Source organism: Micromonospora sp. NBC_00362 (assembly GCF_026342155.1).
GTDB classification, from domain to species: Bacteria; Actinomycetota; Actinomycetes; order Mycobacteriales; family Micromonosporaceae; genus Micromonospora; species Micromonospora hortensis.
On record NZ_JAPENH010000001.1, the window covers coordinates 1,083,130 to 1,099,819 of the forward strand.

At 71.6% G+C, this 16,690-nt stretch carries 19 protein-coding genes; 7 read left to right on the forward strand and 12 right to left on the reverse strand.

What is annotated here, in order from left to right; all coding sequences use genetic code 11:
* Positions 1-12: 12 nt before the first annotated feature.
* The 6 genes from OG992_RS04785 to OG992_RS04810 all read right to left on the reverse strand — a co-directional run bounded on the left by OG992_RS04785 (position 13) and on the right by OG992_RS04810 (position 5,408).
* The gene (locus OG992_RS04785; protein WP_266302498.1) at positions 13-1,404 is read right to left on the reverse strand and encodes an MFS transporter; all 1,392 of its coding nucleotides are present in this window, start codon (positions 1,402-1,404) and stop codon (positions 13-15) included.
* Positions 1,405-1,421: 17 nt separating this feature from the next.
* Positions 1,422-2,189 (reverse strand): glycerophosphodiester phosphodiesterase, encoded by a 768-nt coding sequence (locus OG992_RS04790; RefSeq protein ID WP_238685635.1) that lies wholly within the window; start codon positions 2,187-2,189, stop codon positions 1,422-1,424.
* Positions 2,190-2,359: 170 nt separating this feature from the next.
* Positions 2,360-2,935, reverse strand: coding sequence for a hypothetical protein (locus OG992_RS04795; protein WP_238685636.1), 576 nt, complete (start codon positions 2,933-2,935; stop codon positions 2,360-2,362).
* A gap of 59 nt (positions 2,936-2,994) precedes the next feature.
* Positions 2,995-3,954, reverse strand: a complete 960-nt coding sequence (locus tag OG992_RS04800; RefSeq protein ID WP_266302499.1) for an SDR family NAD(P)-dependent oxidoreductase — start codon at positions 3,952-3,954, stop codon at positions 2,995-2,997.
* A 48-nt stretch (positions 3,955-4,002) separates the two neighbouring features.
* Positions 4,003-4,578: a TetR/AcrR family transcriptional regulator gene (locus OG992_RS04805; RefSeq protein ID WP_266302500.1), complete on the reverse strand. Its 576-nt coding sequence runs from the start codon at positions 4,576-4,578 to the stop codon at positions 4,003-4,005.
* Between the two features lie 56 nt (positions 4,579-4,634).
* Positions 4,635-5,408 carry a 1-acyl-sn-glycerol-3-phosphate acyltransferase gene (locus OG992_RS04810; RefSeq protein ID WP_266302501.1) on the reverse strand — a complete coding sequence of 258 codons (774 nt, stop codon included), beginning with the start codon at positions 5,406-5,408 and terminating at the stop codon, positions 4,635-4,637.
* Between the two features lie 152 nt (positions 5,409-5,560).
* Between OG992_RS04810 and OG992_RS04815 the strand changes: the two genes are divergently transcribed.
* From OG992_RS04815 to OG992_RS04835, 5 genes are all read left to right on the forward strand, one after another.
* The gene (locus OG992_RS04815) at positions 5,561-6,973 is read left to right on the forward strand and encodes a cytochrome ubiquinol oxidase subunit I (RefSeq protein ID WP_266305151.1); all 1,413 of its coding nucleotides are present in this window, start codon (positions 5,561-5,563) and stop codon (positions 6,971-6,973) included.
* Positions 6,974-6,987: 14 nt separating this feature from the next.
* Entirely contained in the window at positions 6,988-7,986 is a 999-nt protein-coding gene (gene cydB / locus OG992_RS04820; protein WP_238685640.1) for a cytochrome d ubiquinol oxidase subunit II, read from the forward strand.
* 155 nt (positions 7,987-8,141) lie between these two features.
* Positions 8,142-9,335 (forward strand): enhanced intracellular survival protein Eis, encoded by a 1,194-nt coding sequence (locus OG992_RS04825; RefSeq protein ID WP_266302502.1) that lies wholly within the window; start codon positions 8,142-8,144, stop codon positions 9,333-9,335.
* Between the two features lie 64 nt (positions 9,336-9,399).
* Positions 9,400-9,984: an RNA polymerase sigma factor gene (locus OG992_RS04830; RefSeq protein ID WP_266302503.1), complete on the forward strand. Its 585-nt coding sequence runs from the start codon at positions 9,400-9,402 to the stop codon at positions 9,982-9,984.
* A complete protein-coding gene (locus tag OG992_RS04835) occupies positions 9,981-10,913 on the forward strand; it encodes a CU044_5270 family protein (RefSeq protein ID WP_266302504.1) in 933 nt (310 codons plus the stop codon). The genes OG992_RS04830 and OG992_RS04835 overlap by 4 nt, the downstream gene beginning before the upstream one ends.
* Before the next feature lie 92 nt (positions 10,914-11,005).
* Here the strand turns inward: OG992_RS04835 and OG992_RS04840 are convergent, their stop codons facing one another.
* Entirely contained in the window at positions 11,006-11,458 is a 453-nt protein-coding gene (locus OG992_RS04840; protein WP_238685644.1) for a MarR family winged helix-turn-helix transcriptional regulator, read from the reverse strand.
* Positions 11,459-11,555: 97 nt separating this feature from the next.
* Here OG992_RS04840 and OG992_RS04845 point away from each other — a divergent pair, with 97 nt between their 5' ends.
* Positions 11,556-12,008 carry a MarR family winged helix-turn-helix transcriptional regulator gene (locus OG992_RS04845; RefSeq protein WP_238685645.1) on the forward strand — a complete coding sequence of 151 codons (453 nt, stop codon included), beginning with the start codon at positions 11,556-11,558 and terminating at the stop codon, positions 12,006-12,008.
* A 6-nt stretch (positions 12,009-12,014) separates the two neighbouring features.
* Here the strand turns inward: OG992_RS04845 and OG992_RS04850 are convergent, their stop codons facing one another.
* The 3 genes from OG992_RS04850 to OG992_RS04860 form a co-directional block, all read right to left on the reverse strand.
* On the reverse strand, positions 12,015-12,698 hold the full coding sequence (locus OG992_RS04850; protein WP_266302505.1) for a hypothetical protein: 684 nt from the start codon (positions 12,696-12,698) through the stop codon (positions 12,015-12,017).
* 83 nt (positions 12,699-12,781) lie between these two features.
* Complete coding sequence (locus OG992_RS04855; RefSeq protein WP_308193706.1) at positions 12,782-13,243, reverse strand: peroxiredoxin; 462 nt, start codon at positions 13,241-13,243, stop codon at positions 12,782-12,784.
* 45 nt (positions 13,244-13,288) lie between these two features.
* Positions 13,289-14,122, reverse strand: a complete 834-nt coding sequence (locus OG992_RS04860; RefSeq protein ID WP_266302506.1) for a patatin-like phospholipase family protein — start codon at positions 14,120-14,122, stop codon at positions 13,289-13,291.
* Between the two features lie 88 nt (positions 14,123-14,210).
* On the opposite strand from OG992_RS04860, the gene OG992_RS04865 reads away from it, so the two are divergent.
* The gene (locus OG992_RS04865; RefSeq protein ID WP_266302507.1) at positions 14,211-14,939 is read left to right on the forward strand and encodes an SDR family oxidoreductase; all 729 of its coding nucleotides are present in this window, start codon (positions 14,211-14,213) and stop codon (positions 14,937-14,939) included.
* A gap of 64 nt (positions 14,940-15,003) precedes the next feature.
* On the opposite strand, the gene OG992_RS04870 is transcribed toward OG992_RS04865, so the two are convergent.
* Together OG992_RS04870 and OG992_RS04875 are read right to left on the reverse strand one after the other, a co-directional pair.
* Positions 15,004-15,129, reverse strand: coding sequence for a hypothetical protein (locus OG992_RS04870; RefSeq protein ID WP_266302508.1), 126 nt, complete (start codon positions 15,127-15,129; stop codon positions 15,004-15,006).
* Entirely contained in the window at positions 15,126-16,574 is a 1,449-nt protein-coding gene (locus OG992_RS04875) for an OFA family MFS transporter (RefSeq protein WP_266302509.1), read from the reverse strand. The genes OG992_RS04870 and OG992_RS04875 overlap by 4 nt, the downstream gene beginning before the upstream one ends.
* Between the last annotated feature and the right edge of the window lie 116 nt (positions 16,575-16,690).

Sequence of the window (16,690 nt, forward strand, 5' to 3'; positions counted from 1 at the left end):
CGGGACGCGTGCTCAGAGCACCCGGGGTGGGGTGTTGCCCGCGGCCACGATGGCCCGGCGGATCGGCACGGCGGCGAGGAGCAGGAAACCGACCACGAAGAAGATCAGCAGTGAGACCAGGCCCACCCGGTAGGAGGAGGTGAGCTGGAACACCAGGCCGAAGGCGAGCGGCCCGAGCCAGCTGGTGCCCTTGTCGCTGATCTCGTAGAAGCCGTAGTACTCGCCTTCCTTGCCGGCCGGGATGAGCTGGCTGAACAGCGACCGGCTCAGCGCCTGGCTGCCGCCGAGGACCAGGCCGATGGCCGCGCCGAGGACCATGAACGGCAGCGGCGCCTCGGCGGGAAGCCGGAACGCGGCGATGATCACACCGGTCCAGAGCACCAGGCTGAGCAGCACTGTCTTCCAGGCGCCGATGCGCTTGGCCAGCGCGCCCAGGCTCAACGCGCCGCCGAAGGCGAGGAACTGCACCAGCAGGATCGTGATGATCAGGGTGCTCTGGTCCAGGCGCAGCTCTTCGGTGCCGTACTGGCTGGCCAGGGTGATGACGGTCTGGATGCCGTCGTTGTAGACCAGGAAAGCCAGCAGGAAGTACAGCGTCAGCGGGTACGCCTTGACCTCGCGCATGGTGCGGGCGAGTTGCCGGAACCCGTCGGTGAGCACGTTGCCGCCGCTGGCCAGGGCCGCGACGCTGGGGCGCTCGCGCAGCCACCGCAGCGGCACCAGGGTGAACAACGCCCACCACACGCCGGCGGACACGATCGACCAGCGGGCCAGGTCCAGGGTGCGTTGCGGGTTGTCGCCCTCGTCGAGCAGGGTGATCGCGACGAGGTTGAGGGCCAGCAGCAGGCCGCCGCCGAGGTAGCCCAGCGCCCAGCCGCGACTGGAGATGCCGTCGCGTTCGTCGGGGCCGCCGAGCTGCGGCAGGAACGAGTTGTAGACCACGATCGCGGCGCCGAAGGAGATGTTGGCGACCAGGAAGAGCGCCCCGCCGAGCAGGTAGCGGTCGCCGGTGACGAAGGCCATCGCGATGGTGGCGCCGGCGCCGGTGAACGCGGCGCCGCCGAGCAGCCGCTTCTTGTGCGCCGACCGGTCGGCGATCGCCCCGATGACCGGCAGCACGAACACGGTGAGGAACACCGACAGCGAGATCAGGTACGGGTAGTAGGACCCGGCGGCGATCTTGATGCCCAGCGGGTAGACGGAGCCGTCGCAGGAGTCCGCGCCGAGTTCGCAGCCGGCCGCCAACTCGGCGACGGTGGTCAGGAACGGGCCGAGGAACACGGTGATCACGGTGGTCTGGAACGCGGAGTTGGCCCAGTCGTAGATGTACCAGCCCCTGCGTTCCCGGCGGGTGCTCGCCGGAGGCGGGGTGTCGTCCACCGTGGGGGTCACGGTCTCGGCCATCGGGGGTCCTTCGATGGTCAGGCGGCCCAGTGGCCGCGGCTGCGGTAGACGTCGCGCAGCACGCCGACGTGATCGGTCATGATGCCATCCACGCCACGATCCAGTAAGTCGTGCATCTGGGCGGGTTCGTCGATCGTCCAGACATGCACCTGCAGGCCGATGCGGTGGCAGTAGTCGAGGAACCGGCGGTCCACCACCGGCACCCGCCCGTAGCGTGGCGGCACCTGCGCGGCGACCACCGACGGGGGCAGTCGCAGCGGGCGTCCGTGCAGGGAGGCGAGCCGAAGCCGGGCGACCCCACGCATGCCGAGGCTGGTGGCGACGCGCCCTTCGGTGAGCGCGCGCAGCCGGGTCAGGCGCGCGTCGCTGAACGAGGCGAGCAGCACCCGGTCGCCGGCGCCGGCCCGGGTCACGGTAGCGACCGTCGGCGCGACGCCGCTGTCGGCCTTCACGTCGATGTTGAAGCGGACCTGCGGCCAGGCGCCGAGCACCTCGTCGAGCCGGGGTACGACGGCAGCGCCGCCGACGCGTACCGAGGCGAGGTCGGCCCAGCTCATGTCGGCGATGCGGCCCGCCTCACCGGTGACCCGGAGCAGCGTCGGGTCGTGGAAGATCACCGCGACGCCGTCCGCTGTGGCGTGCACGTCGGTTTCCACGTACCGGTAGCCGAGCCCGATGGCCCGGGCGAACGCCTCGGTGGTGTTCTCGTCGCCCTCGGCGGCGCCGCCACGGTGGGCGAACGCCAGCGGCGCGGGCGCGTCGAGGTAACCGAATCGGGTCAACACGCGACGCAGTATGCCCTCGGTTGGTGGAGCGCGGATGGCCTGCCGGCGAAAATCAGGCCCGTGGCGCCGGCTGCCACCCCCACCGCGCCGATCTTGCAGTTTCGGTCGCGGATACGCGTGGAACGTTCCTTGTGTCGGGACAGCAAGTGCACGATCGCGAGAGGGTGCGGTCAGCTCCAGTCGGTCTGGTGGCCGTCGTGGCGCAACAGGTCCAGCAGTTCGGCGTCGCTGGGCCGGTGGGCGCGGGTGAGCGCGGCGGTCAACTCGTCGACGCCGACCGGGTCCGGCCCCTGCACCTCGACCGCCCGTACGGTGGCGCCCTCGGTGCGGTAGAGGGCGATGGACGGGTCACTGTTGTCGGTCTCGTGGGTCACGATCAGCGTGCTCCCGCCGCCCAGGTCGGTGCAGGTGCGCAGCCGTGGCGAGCCGCAGTCGACGCCGTCGGGTAGCCCGCTCGCGGGGTGCGGCACGCGCAACCGCCAGAGCACTGGCACGGCGCGGCCGTCGGCGGTGTGCAGCGGGTAGGCGACGTCCAGGCCGCCACGTTCCAGCCAGCCGACGGCGCCGGAGCGGGTCACCTCGTCGGGGATCAGCAGCTGATCGCGAGGCCACGGTGACGACCGCGTCAGGTCGGCGAGGTCCCGCTGGTCCTTGGCGTGGTGGTGAGCCGTCCGCAGCCCGGCGTAGCCGATGCCGGCGACGACGACGAGTACCACTGCGACGAGGACGAGAGGGCGGCGCGACACGTGATCATTGTCCCCGTCGCCGGGTCGGCTCAGGTGCCCGGGCACCTGAGCCGACCCGGTCAGCGCCCCAGGAGCCGCAGCGTCTCGTCCCAGAGGACGTCGGCGTCCCTGTCATCGAGGGCGTACGTGAGCACGCCGCTGCGGCCGTCGGCCCGCTCGGCGATGACCGGGGCCTCGTTGCCGTCCTCGAAATAGCGGCCGGTCACGCCCTCGACCTCGGGGCTGGCGGCCAGCAGGACCGAGGTGGCCGCGCCCTGCTGGGGGGTCTTCCAGCCCGGCGGCACCTCCAGGCGGTTGCCCTGCTCGTCGAGCGCGCCGACCCAGCGCAGTTGCGCGTCGTCGAGGTGGCGTTGCAGGTTGGTCATGATGCCGCCGGGGTGCAGGGCGTTGGCGGTGATGCCGTCGGCGGCCCATTTCCTGGCCAGGGCGACAGTGAACAGGATGGTGGCGGTCTTCGACTGGCCGTACGCCGACCACGCCTCGTAGGGGCGGGTGGTGAAGTGGATGTCGTCGAAGACGACCGGGGACTGCTGGTGGGCCGACGAGCTGACGACGACGACGCGGGCGCCGTGCGCGGCGACCAGCGCGTCGCGCAGACCCAGGGTCAGTGCGGCGTGACCGAGGTGGTTGATGGCGAACTGCGCCTCCCAGCCGTCGGCTGTCCTGGTCAGCTCGGGCACGGCCATGATGCCGGCGTTGTTCACCAGGATGTGCAGTGGGCCTGTCCAGCCGGCCACGAAGGCGTCGATGGAGGCGCGGTCGGCCAGGTCGAGGTGGTCGACCCGGACCTTGCCGGGTGCCCCGCCGGCCGTGATGTCGGCGGCGGCGCGCTCACCGGCGGCGGTGTCGCGTACGGCCAACGTCACCTCGGCGCCGGCGTCGGCCAGCGCTCGGGCGGTCTCCAGGCCGATCCCGGACGCGCCGCCGGTGACGATGGCTCGTCGGCCGGTGAGGTCGATGCCGTCGATCACCTCAGCGGCGGTCGACTGGGCCGAGTACGGGGTGATGATTCGTGACATTTCGGGCCTCCAAGGGCGCGAGATCGTGGCGGTTCGGTGAGGGGTGTGTCAGCGGTGCAGCAGCCGCAGAGCCCGGCGCAGCCGGTCGCGGAACTCGTCCCTGGAGGTCGAGGTCGACTTCCAGGTGAGCGCCGCGGAGAAGAGCAGGTCCATGACGTCGTCAGCGGTCCGCCCCTCGTCGAGCAGACCGGCCGGGGCGACGGCGTCGATGTGGGCTCGCAGTGCCGCTTGAGCCCGCACCTGGTAGTCGTGGAACATCGAGCCCAACTGTGGCTCGCTGTTCTCCAGCAGGTCGTTGAGATCGCGGGCCATCTGGGTGTCGATGTACGCGCCCATCAGGGCGTCCAATCCGGCCACGACCCGCTCGTCGAAGCTCGTCGACTGGTCGGCGAGGCAGGCTTCCATGGCGTGCTGGGCGCGCTCCATGACGCCCTGCATGGTGGCGCGGTACAACTGCTCCTTGTTGGGGAACATCAGGTACAGGCCCGGTCGGGAGATGCCCGCCGCCTTGGCGACCGCCTCCATCGACGTCTTCTGGAAGCCGTAGCGCCCGAACACCGCTACCGCCGCCGCCAGGACGGCGGCGCGCTTCGGGTCCTCGACAGACGCTTCTACTGTGCTCACGGTAGACAGATTAGACGATTTTCCAGAAGTTGTCTAACGCGTTCGCGAGATGGGCGTCAGGTCGAGCGGCGGCGGTGCGCCCGGGTGAGGTCGCTGGGACGGTCGGGGTCGACGTGGCGGGGCAGGTCCGGCTCGTCGGGGCGCAGCGGGGCGAGGGTGTCGGTGAGCGCGTCGATGATGCGGTCGGTGGCACGGCGGGCCGCACCGGGGTTGGCGGCAGCCGTCTCGCCCAGGTCGACGGGGGTGCCGAAGTGCACCCGGATCACCGGTCGACGCCACAGCGAACGGCCGATGCCGCGCAGCATTCCGCGCGGCGCCTGATACGGCAACACCTCGTGCGAGCCCCACTGGGCGACCGGGACGACCGGCGCGCCGCAGGCCAGGGCGAGGCGGGCGGCGCCGGTCTTGCCGCGTTCGGGCCACAGGCCGGGGTCCAGGCCGATGCGCCCCTCGGGGTAGATGAGGATCACCGAGCCGCGCGCGACGGCCGCCGCGGCGTCGTCGAGGGCCCGGTGCACGGCACTGGTGCCCCGGTCGACCCGGATGTGTCCGGCGTGGCGCATGGCGGCACCGAACACCGGGACGCGGAACAGCCCGGCGGTCGCCATGATCCGCGGCGCGACGCCACGAGTCTGGCAGGCGGCGGCCATGACCACCGGGTCGAACGGGCTGATGTGGTTGGCGGCCAGCACCAGCGGGCCGCGACGCAGGTGCGCCGGGACGTCGCCGGTGACCTCGAGGCGGGCGAGCAGGCCGACCAGGCCCCGGGCCAGCAGCAGGGCTGCGCGCCAGATCAGCGGCGGCTGCCAGGCGGTGTGTGCGGTGTCCATCAGCGCGCCATCGTCGCACGCGCCGGCGGGGCCGCGAGGGCGGGTCGGGTGATCAGGGTCATTGGCCCCGGGAGGGTGCGGGCCGCCCAACCGTCTACGACGAGCAGTAGTATTTACTACGTCTCGTAGTACGGATGGCTGGGGGTTTTCAGGTGGACGCGTTGGACGTTGCCCGCTGGCAGTTCGGTGTCACCACCGTCTACCACTTTCTCTTCGTGCCGCTGACCATCGGCCTGTCCGTGCTGGTGGCCATCCTGCAGACGATGTGGCACCGCACCGGCAACGAGCGGTACCTGAAGCTCACCAAGTTCTACGGCAAGCTGTTCCTGATCAACTTCGCCATGGGCGTGGTCACCGGCATCGTGCAGGAGTTCCAGTTCGGCATGAACTGGAGCGACTACTCCCGCTTCGTCGGTGACGTCTTCGGCGCACCCCTGGCCATCGAGGCGCTCGTCGCGTTCTTCCTCGAATCCACCTTCATCGGCCTGTGGATCTTCGGTTGGGACCGGCTGCCCAAACGGGCGCACCTGGCCAGCATCTGGGCCGCCGCGATCGGCACCAACCTCAGCGCGTACTTCATCCTCGCGGCGAACTCGTTCATGCAGAACCCGGTCGGCTACCGGATCAACCCCGACAGCGGGCGCGCCGAGCTGACCGACTTCCCGGCCGTGCTGACCAACAAGGTCGCCCTGATCACCTTCCCGCACACCCTGGCCGGCTCGTTCCTGGTCGCCGGGTCGCTGATCGTCGCCGTCGGCCTGTGGCACGTCATCCGCAACCGCGACTCCGCCGACGCCGGCGCGTACCGCTTCGCCACCAAGTTCGGCTCCTGGGTGGTTCTGGCCGCCTCCGCCGCCGTGCTGTTCACCGGCGACATCCAAGGCAAGATCATGACGGACGTGCAGCCGATGAAGATGGCCGCCGCGGAGGGCCTCTACACCACCGAGAGCCCCGCCTCGTTCTCCGTGCTGACCATCGGCAGCCTGGACGGCAGCCGCGAGGTGTTCGCCATCAAGATCCCGTACCTGCTGTCGTACCTGGGCACCGGCGACCCGAACGGCACGGTGCACGGCATCAACGACCTGCAGGCCCAGTACGCCACCCAGTACGGCGCGGGCAGCTACACCCCGATCATCCCGGTCACCTACTGGAGCTTCCGCTTCATGATCGCCTTCGGGATGGCGGCCGGCGCGATCGCCCTGCTGGTGCTCTGGAGCCAGCGCAAGGGCCGCACCCCGAGCAGCAGATGGCTGCTGCGCGCCGGGCTGGCCATGCCGGTGCTGCCGTTGCTGGCCAACTCCTTCGGCTGGATCTTCACCGAGATGGGCCGGCAGCCGTGGATCGTCTTCGGCGAGATGCTCACCCGCAACGGGGTGTCCCGCAGCGTCTCGCTGGCCGAGGTGCTCACCTCGTTCACCGCCTTCACGCTGATCTACGCCACTCTCGCCGTGATCGAGGTCAAGCTGCTGCTGCGCTACGCCAAGGCCGGCGTGCCGGACGTCAGCGAGCAGCCCCCCACCGACGACACCGACGACGCCGAGCGCCCGCTCGCCTTCGCCTACTGATCCCGGAGCCCATCGTGGAACTGACCACCATCTGGTTTCTCCTCGTCGCCGTGCTGTTCACCGGGTACTTCATCCTGGAGGGCTTCGACTTCGGCGTCGGCATGCTGCTGCCCGTGCTCGGTCGCGACGACCGGGAACGCCGCGTCCTGATCAACACCATCGGCCCGGTCTGGGACGGCAACGAGGTGTGGCTGATCACCGCCGGTGGCGCCATGTTCGCCGCGTTCCCCGAGTGGTACGCGACCCTCTTCTCCGGCTTCTACCTGCCACTGCTGCTGATCCTGCTGGCCCTGATCGCCCGGGGCGTCGCGTTCGAGTACCGGCACAAGCGCCCCGAGGCGTCCTGGAAGCGCCGGTGGGACGCGGCGATCGTGGTTGGCTCGCTGCTGCCGGCGATCCTGTGGGGCGTCGCCTTCGCCAACATCCTGCGCGGCGTGCCACTGGATGCCGACCACGAGTACGTCGGCGGCCTGCTGAACCTGCTCAACCCGTACGCCCTGTTGGGCGGCGCGACCACACTCGCGCTGTTCCTCACCCACGGTGCGGTGTTCCTCGCCCTGAAGACCACCGGCGACATCCGCGAGCGCGCGGGCGCGCTCGCCGTACGCCTGGGTGTGGGTGCCGCCGTGCTCTCGGTCGGGTTCCTGACCTGGACGTTGAGCATCCGCTCCAGCGCGGCCGCCGTCGTGCTCGCCGTCGGCGCGGCCCTCGCCCTGCTCGGTGCTCTGGCCGCCGCCCGGGTACGCCGGGAGGGCTGGGCCTTCACCGGCACCGCCGTGGCGATCGGTCTGGCGGTGGCGACCCTGTTCGCTGCGCTGTTCCCGAACGTGCTGCCCTCCACCCTGGACACGGCCGGCACGCTGACGGCCACCAACGCCGCGTCCACCCCGTACACCCTGAAGATCATGACCTGGGTGGCGGTGATCTTCACTCCGATCGTGCTGGCCTACCAGGGCTGGACGTACTGGGTGTTCCGCAAGCGCATCGGCGTGGCCAACATCCCGCAGCACTGACCGACTCGACACCCCGCCGATCTTGCAGTTTCGGTCGCCGTGATGCGTGGAAATGCCCCGTATGCCGCGACAGGAACTGCAAGATCGCGTGACTAGTTGATCATGATGCGAGTAAATCGGCCTTAGGTGCGCGGCCGTGTCGCTACGGTGTGCCGATGCCCGCCACCGTGCACGTACGCGAACTCACCGCCGACGACCTCGACGCCGCCTGGGAGCTGGGCCGGTTCGCGTTCGGCTCCGACCCGCAGCGGCCCGCGCCGGCCACCGCCACGCCCGCCGGCCTGACCCGTTACGGCGCGTTCGACGACAGCGGTCGGCTCGTCGGCAAGGCCGTCGACCTGCACCACGACCAGTGGTGGTCGGGCCGGGCGGTGCCGGCAGCCGACGTCGCCGGGGTGGCGGTCGCCCCCGAGGCCCGGGGCCGGGGCGTGGGCCGTGCCCTGCTCACCGCCCTGCTGCGCGGGGCCCACGCGCGTGGCGCGGCGGTGAGCGCGCTCTATCCGACCGTCGCCGCCCCGTACCGGGCCTGCGGATGGGAGACCGCCGGGGTGCTGCGCACCGTCGATCTGAGCACCGCCGCTCTGCCCCGGCACCGGCCCGCGTCGCACCTCACCGTGCGGGCCGGCACGGTGGTCGACCTGCCCGCCGTCGCCGACCTGTACGAGCGCGTCGCCCGGTACCGCAACGGCATGCTGACCCGCCGGGGTGAGCTGTTCGACTTCTTCGCCGCCGACGGGGGTCTGCCCGGCGACGGTCTCACCCTCGTCGAGGCCGACGGCGACCTGGTCGGCTACGCCACCTGGCAGCGGGGCCGGGGTTACGGCGCGGATTCCGTGCTCACCGTCGACGAGGCCCTGGCCGTCACCCCCGAGGCCGCCCGGGAGATCGTCGGGGTGCTCGGCAGTTGGGCCAGCGTCGCGCCGACCCTGCGGCTGTGCCCCCTCGACGGGGACGCGGTCAGCGTTTACCTGCCGTTGGAGTCGGCCCGTGACCACGAGCGGGACCTGTGGATGCACCGACCGGTCGACGTCGCCCGCGCGGTGAGCGCGCGGGGGTGGCCCGCGCACGCCCGGGGTGTTGTCGACTTCGGCCTCACCGACGCGCTCGCCGACTGGAACTGCGGCACCTGGCGGTTGACCGTCGCCGACGGCGCCGCCGAGCTCACCCGCGTCGACGGCGAGGCCGACCTGCGGTTGGACGTGCGCGGTTTCGCCCTGCTCTACGCCGGGGCCGCCCTGGCCCGCTCGGTCGCGCAGGCCGGGCTGCTGCACCACAGCCCGGGTGTCGACCCGGCCGCGCTCGACCTCCTGGCCTCCGGCGGGCCCGCGCAGTTGCTCGATTACTTCTGACCGGCTGCCGACGGTTTCCGCCTCCGACGTGGGAACCCGACGTCGGCAGCGGACAGATACAGGTGTGACAGCCGAGATGCGGGCCCGGATCCGGGCCGGAGACACCGATGCGTTGGGCGAGCTCTTCGATGAGCACGCCGACGCGGTTCATCGACATGCGCTGTGGAGCGGAAGCGATCCGGCGCACGCCGAGGACGTGGTGTCGCTGACCTTCCTCGAAGCGTGGCGGATCCGCGAATCCCTGCGCCCGGACGGGGACAGCCTGCGGCCGTGGCTGCTCGGGATCGCGACCAACGTCCTGCGCAATCGCCGACGGGCAGCGCGCCGGCACCGGGAGGCGTTGCGGCGGCTGCCGGTACGCGACACCGTCCCGGACTTCGCCGACGCGGTGGTCGACCGGATGTACGACGCCGACCAGGTGGCCGCCGCGATGGCGGGACTGCGGGCATTGCGCTGCGCCGACCGGGAGGTGTTCCTGCTCTGCGTGTGGTCGCAACTGGACTACGCGGCGGCGGCCGAGGCGCTGGGCGTACCCGTCGGGACCGTGCGCTCCCGGCTGTCACGGGCCCGGACCCGGCTGCGAGCACTGGCGCAGCAGGAGCTGGCCGGCACCCGGATGACCCCCGTCGAGCAGGGAGAGTACCGATGACAGAGCCCACCGCCCCGCCCGCGCCGGCCCTGCCGGCGATGCGCCGACAGGCACTGCGGCATCATCTGTTGACCGAGATCCGGCGGCCGTCGAAGCGGCACCGACGGATAAGGGTGCTCGCGCCCGTGGCGGGCGTCCTGACCGTCGCCGTCGCGGCCGGGATGATCGCTCAGCCGTGGTCGCCCGACAGCGCGCCACTGATCGTCCCGGTCGAGCAGGGGGAACGCCTCGGGGCGTCACTGCTGCTGAACCGGATGGCCGCGGTGGCCACCGACAAGCCGGGGCCACCCTCCGGCGAGGGCGGGTACGTCTACATCAGGAGCCGGGGCGCGTTCGCCGAGCTCGGTGACGGCCCGGCGCGGCTTCGACCGGTGCACGAGCGGGAGATCTGGATCCCGCGGCACGAGCGGGGTGACGGCCTGCTGCGGCAGCCGTTCTTCCACGCGCCGATCATCGGTGTGATCCCGCAGCGCGAGACGCTCACGGACGTGACGCCGAACGCGGCGCTGGTCGACCTGCCCGAGGACCCGGACGCCCTGCTGGCGAAGCTGTACCGGGAACGCCAGCAGCGGGGCCGGGGCAACAGCCGTGACGGCGCGGCGTTCACCGCGATCGGCGACATCCTGCGCGAGTCGTTGGTGCCGCCGGTCACGAGCGCCGCGCTCTACCGGGCCGCGGCGAAGATCCCCGGGGTCGAGGTGGTGCGCGGGGTCGCCGACGCGGCCGGGCGGCGGGGGATAGCGGTCGCGCACACCGAGCGGAGCCGCCGCGACGAGTGGATCTTCGATGAGCAGACCTTCGACTACCTCGGTGAGCGCAGCTATCTCGTGGCGGACACCGACGACGGGCCGGCCGGAACGGTGCTGGGCACGACCGCGGTGCTGCAACGGGCCGTGGTGTCGGAGCTCGGGCAGCGCCCGGCGCGCTAGGTGCTCCGGGCGGCCGGCCCCAGGGCTCACCGTCCTGGGTGCCGGTCGCCCGGTTGCGGCGTCCGGTCACCGCCAACACGGCCTCGGCGCGGTCAGGCCGGGATCACCGCCAGCTCGGCGTTCGCGCGCTGGGTGACGATGGTGAGCACCCGCGCTGCCGTCCTGGCCTCGTCGGCGGGGATCTCCGCGTACAGCCGGGCGCTGAGGTCGGCGACGGCGGCGACGACGCCGCGCTGCGTGGCGCGACCGGTGTCGGTGAGCGTCAGCCGCGGTTCGTCGCCTCCGGCCGCGCCGTCGGCCCGCGCGAGGTCGGCGTCGACGAGTTGGTCGACCACCTGGCGCACGGCCGACTCGTCGATCTTGAGCGTGTTGGTGACCCGGTGCGTGAGGTGTGCGCGTTCGACCGGGCCCTGGGCGAGGACGTGCAGCGCGACCACCTGGTTGAACGTGACGCCGAGGGGGCTGATGGCCCGTTCGAGCAGGGCCCGGGTGGCGTAGTGGGCGTGGCCGATGACCTGGCCGTTGAGGGCGGGGATGGTGGACATGACGCCTCCTTCGATACGTTGGCTGAACCAACGTTGGTCCCGCCAACGTAACACCCGATCGTGGGTCGCACCAACGATTACTGCTAGGCTGCGCCCCATGGACAACGCGGCCCCGCAGTCACCCGCCGGGCTCAGCACCACCCCGAGCTGGCTGCTCAACCAGACCGCCGGACACGCCGCCCGCCTGCTCAGCGAGGGCTTCGCCGCGCACGACCTCCGCGGCTACCACTACCGCCTGCTGGCCACCCTGGCCCAGGATGGGCCCGCGAGCCAGGCCGACCTCGGCCGTCGCTGCGGCATCGACCGCAGCGACGTAGTGGCCGCCATCAACGACCTGGCCGGCCGAGGGCTCGTGGTGCGTGCCCCCGACCCGGCCGATCGCCGCCGCAACGTCATCAGCGCCACCGACGCCGGCGCCGACGAGGCCCGCCGGATGGGCGTGACCCTCGAACGCGTCCAAGCCGACCTGCTGGCCCCGCTGTCGGCCACCGAACGCGAGCAACTGACGCGACTGCTCACCCGACTGCTGCACCACCACAGCCGGCACTGACCCGCCTCAGCGGGCCTCGCGCAGCTCCGCCAGCCGGGCCTCGATCTCGGCCAACTCGGCGCGCAGCTTCTCGGCCTGCTGCTCCGCCTCGGCCCGCTCGGTGCCCAGGATCTGCTCCACCGCCTCCTGCACCCCCGGCACGTCGACCAGGGCCACCATCTTCAACGCCTCCGCCGGCTTCACCACGTACGGCTTCGCCAGTGCCTTGCTGCCCTGCTGCGCGGCGACGGTCCACTCACCGTCGGCGTACGCCAAGGTCACGGTGAGGCCCGCGGGGCCCTTCGGCTTGACGGCCTTGACCGCCCGCCGCGCCGGCGGCTTCTCCGTCTGCTCCACCTTCGGCTCCTCCTGTCGCTGCGCGGGCACCCGCGGCGTGTCCAACACGAACTCCGGTGCGGCCACCGCCGGCGGCTCGGGCTCGGCCTCCGGCTTCGGCTCCACCACCCGACGAGTGACACCCTTGGGCGCCACGGCCAGGTCGGCGGGGGAGAACGGCAACTCGTCGCGACCGAAGCGCACCACCACGAACTCGTCGGACACCTCCGGGTCGGTCAGCTCGATCACCTGACCGACCTGACCGGCGATCTGCCCCGCCGCCGCGGTGAACACCACCCGCGGTTTACGCCCGGCCGCCAACGACTCCCGGATGCTCTGCACCTCGCTAGTGGACAAACCCTGGCCGGCATCCATCACAACCCTCTTCCGTACACCTGTTTGATTGCTGTCTTGATACCAGCCGACTGCGACACCCGCCGCACGGGGCTCACGCCCGCTCAGCCGCCCAGCGCCCGCAGCGCCCGGTCGGCGTGCTCGTTCATGCTGACCTCGCTGTGGATCACCTCGATGACCCGCTGGTCCGTGCCGATGACGAACGTCATCCGCTTCATGCTCAACGGCCCCAGCGGCACCCGCCGCTTGACGCCGAACTGCTGCGCCACCGCGCCGTCAGCGTCCGACAGCAGCGGATAGTCGAAGCCGTGCAGCTTCGAGAACTCGGCCTGCTTCGCCACCGGGTCGCGGCTGATGCCCACCCGCGTCGCCCCCAACGCCGTGAACTCCGCCGCGAGGTCACGGAAGTGGCAACTCTCCGCCGTGCACCCCCGGGTCATCGCCGCCGGGTAGAAGAACAGCACCACCGGCCCAGCCGCCACGAACTCCGACAGCCGCCGCGGCGTGCCCGTCTCATCCAGCAGCTCGAAATCCTGCACCACGTCGCCGACACCCACACCCGCCACCGCGCACCTCCATCGTCTGATCGACAGCGCGGTGAGCGTAAGCGATCACGCCCAGATCGCCGCCACCTCGTCGGCCACCACGTCGGCCTGGGCCCGCCCGGCCCGCGCCGCGCCCGCGCGCCGAGCCGGGTCCAGCACGTTGCGGCCGATCGCCGTGCGCGCCGCCGCGTCCGGCGTCAGCACCACCACCCGCGACCCGGCCGACCGCAACGCGTCCACCTGCGCCGACAGTCGTGGCATCGGCCCGAACGCCGCCGACGTCGGCGCGAGCACCAGCACCCTGCGCGCGTCCGCCGCCAGGTCCGCGTTCACGCTCGAACGCATTCCACCGTCGACGAAGCGGCGTGCGCCGATCGTCACCGGCGGCCACACCCCGGGCACCGCGCAACTCGCGCCCACCGCGTCCACCAGGGACACCCCGCTGTCGCTGTCGAACACCACGAACTCACCGGACGACGCGTCCACCGCCGTGACCAGCAGCCGCCGCCGCGGCCACTCCCGGTCCGGCAGACGGGCCTCGATCACCGCCCGTCGCGACGCCTCCGACTGGGTACGCGCCGCCACCGCCATCGCCCCGATCCGCGCCCGCGAACGCACCGCGTCACGGGTCCGCCCACCGGCCCAGATCAGCCGCGCCAGCGTCGCGAAGCCCAACCGTGCCGCCAGCTCACTCGACGGCGGCGCCAACTGCTCGCTGTAGAAACGCTCAACGGGCAACCCGGAGCACACCTGCGCGCCGACCATCGAACCCGCCGACGTGCCCACCACCAGATCCGCCTCGGTGACCGGCACGCCCCGCTCGACCAACCCGGCCAGCAGCCCCAACTCCCAGGCCACCCCGGTCACCCCGCCACCGCCGAGCACCAACGCCCGCTGCATGTGACCCTCCTCTCGACGACCGACCCGCGCCGGTCACGGTAGCGTCGGCACGACCATCGCGCAGCGGTCAGACCCCCCGGGAGGCACAGTGGCACCCGTCACCCTCGTCACCGGCGGCGGCCGGGGCATCGGCGCGGCCACCGCCCGCCGGCTCGCCGCCGCCGGTCACCACGTCGCCCTGTGCTACCGCCGCGACGAGGCCGCCGCCACCGCCGTCCTGGCCGACCTGCGGGCCGCCGGCGCACAGGCCATCGCGGTACGCGCCGACACCACCGACCCCGAACAGGTGCACACCCTGTTCGACGCGGCCGCGCAGCTCGGCCCGCTCACCGGCCTGGTCAACAACGCCGGCGTCACCAGCCTGATCGGGCCGTTCACCGAGCTGCGTGTCGAGGACCTGCGCCGGGTCGTCGACGTCAACCTCGTCGGCTACATCCTCTGCGCCCAGCAGGCCGCCCGCCGGCTCACCGACGGCGGGGCGATCGTCAACGTCTCGTCGGCGGCCGCGACCCTCGGCAGCCCGGGGGAGTACGTGCACTACGCCGCCGTGAAGGCCGCCACCGACACCCTGACCGTCGGCCTGGCCAAGGAACTCGCCCCGAAGGGCATCCGGGTCAACGCCGTGGCCCCCGGCATCGTGCGCACCGACATCCACGCCGACTCCGGGGTGCCCGACCGCGCCGACTCCGCCGTCGGTCGGATCCCGCTGGGCCGCGCCGGCGAACCCGACGAGATCGCCGCCGCCATCGCCTGGCTGCTCGGCCCGGACGCCTCGTACGCCACCGGGACCGTGCTGCGCGTCTCCGGCGGCCTCTGACCACGTGTCCACCCGGTCGGAAACCCGCCGGGCGTCCACGCCGTCGGAGACCGCCGGATCCGGCTCAGTGGGTGAACAGCTTCGCCGCGGTCACCACGGTCTGGGCGACCCCGTAGCCGAGCAGCGCCGCCACCACCAACCAGGAGATCCACAACCGAGTCTGCTGCCCGGGTCGGCTGTCCTCACTCATCGCGTACCACTCCTCTGCGTCGTCGTGTCCTCGTCCACGTCCCGATCCGCGTCCTCATCGGCGCCCTGTTGCGCCCTCTGCTCCGTCGACGGTTCGTGGTAGCGCTGCGGGACCGGCCGCACCAGCAGGTTCGCCACGAAGCCCACGGCCAGCACAGCCACCATCGTGAACAGCGCCGGGCGGTACGCCGCGGCCGTCAGCGAGCCCGGCTCGCCCTGCGCGTCGAGGAACCCGTTGACGATCAGCGGGCCGGCGATCCCCGCCGCCGACCACGCGGTCAGCAGCCGACCGTGGATCGCACCGACCTGGAAGGTGCCGAACAGGTCCCGCAGGTACGCCGGCACTGTCGCGAAGCCACCGCCGTAGAACGACAGGATCACGCACGCCAACAGCACGAACAGGGCCGTGGAGGTCTGCCCGACGAGCGCCAGCAGCGCGTAGAGCACCATGCCGACACCCAGGTACACCAGGTAGATCGGTTTGCGGCCGATGATGTCCGAGGTGGACGACCACACGAACCGCCCGGCCATGTTGAACAGCGACAGCAGACCCACGAACCCGCCGGCCGCCGCGACGGTCACCGCCGAGGTGCCGTTGTCGCGGAAGAAGTCCTGGATCATCGGGCTGGCCTGTTCCAGGATGCCGATGCCGGCGGTCACGTTGCAGAACAGCACGACCCACAGCAGCCAGAACGAGCGGGTCTTCACCGCGTTCGCCGCCGACACGTTCGCCGTGGTGACCAGCGGCTTCGCCGCCACACTGGCCGGGTCGAAGCCGGCCGGCCGCCAATCCTGCGCCGGCACCCGCACGTTCGCCACCCCGAACATCATGATGACGAAGTAGCCCAGGCCGAGGGTCACGAACAGCCACACCAGGGCGCTGCCCGACGCGGTCGACCCCGCGTTGGCCGGGTCGTAGCCGGCGTCGTAGAACGACAGCAGTTGCCGCGACAGGGGAGAGGCGACCATCGCGCCACCACCGAACCCCATGATCGCCAACCCGGTGGCCAGCCCCGGCCGGTCCGGGAACCACTTGATCAGGGTGGAGACGGGGGAGATGTAGCCGATGCCCAGCCCGATGCCGCCGAGCAGCCCGTAGCCCAGGTACAGCAGCCACAGCTGCTTCGTGGCGATGCCCAACGAGCCCACCAGGAAACCCGCCGCCCAGAAACAGGCCGAGACGAACATGGCCTTACGCGGCCCGTTCGCCTCCACCCAGGTCCCGGCGACCGCGGCGGACAACCCGAGCATCACGATCGCGATGCTGAAGATCACCCCGATCGCCGTCTGGCTGGTGTCGAAGTGGGCGATCAGGGAGTTCTTGTAGACGCTGGTCGCGTAGACCTGACCGATGCAGAGGTGGATGGCCAACGCCGCCGGGGGGATGAGCCACCGGCTGTAGCCGGGCGGCGCGACGGTGTGCCGACGATCGAGTGCGGAAAGCATGCGCTGCTTCCTCTCCGATGAGGACGAGAAACGTCGCCCCCAACGTGCCCACAGCACTCGTAAGCGGCAAACCTCACCGTCGCCGGACGGTCGTTCCGCTGAGCTGAGCGGTCAGT

Excerpts from the sequence above, each read along its gene's own strand:
- OG992_RS04785 (WP_266302498.1), bottom strand. The coding sequence starts at position 1,404 with ATGGCCGAGACCGTGACCCCCACGGTGGACGACACCCCGCCTCCGGCG.
- OG992_RS04800 (WP_266302499.1), bottom strand. The coding sequence starts at position 3,954 with ATGTCACGAATCATCACCCCGTACTCGGCCCAGTCGACCGCCGCTGAG.
- OG992_RS04810 (WP_266302501.1), bottom strand. The coding sequence starts at position 5,408 with ATGGACACCGCACACACCGCCTGGCAGCCGCCGCTGATCTGGCGCGCA.
- OG992_RS04825 (WP_266302502.1), top strand. The coding sequence starts at position 8,142 with ATGCCCGCCACCGTGCACGTACGCGAACTCACCGCCGACGACCTCGAC.
- OG992_RS04835 (WP_266302504.1), top strand. The coding sequence starts at position 9,981 with ATGACAGAGCCCACCGCCCCGCCCGCGCCGGCCCTGCCGGCGATGCGC.
- OG992_RS04840 (WP_238685644.1), bottom strand. The coding sequence starts at position 11,458 with ATGTCCACCATCCCCGCCCTCAACGGCCAGGTCATCGGCCACGCCCAC.
- OG992_RS04845 (WP_238685645.1), top strand. The coding sequence starts at position 11,556 with ATGGACAACGCGGCCCCGCAGTCACCCGCCGGGCTCAGCACCACCCCG.
- OG992_RS04850 (WP_266302505.1), bottom strand. The coding sequence starts at position 12,698 with ATGGATGCCGGCCAGGGTTTGTCCACTAGCGAGGTGCAGAGCATCCGG.
- OG992_RS04860 (WP_266302506.1), bottom strand. The coding sequence starts at position 14,122 with ATGCAGCGGGCGTTGGTGCTCGGCGGTGGCGGGGTGACCGGGGTGGCC.
- OG992_RS04870 (WP_266302508.1), bottom strand. The coding sequence starts at position 15,129 with ATGAGTGAGGACAGCCGACCCGGGCAGCAGACTCGGTTGTGGATCTCC.
- OG992_RS04875 (WP_266302509.1), bottom strand. The coding sequence starts at position 16,574 with ATGCTTTCCGCACTCGATCGTCGGCACACCGTCGCGCCGCCCGGCTAC.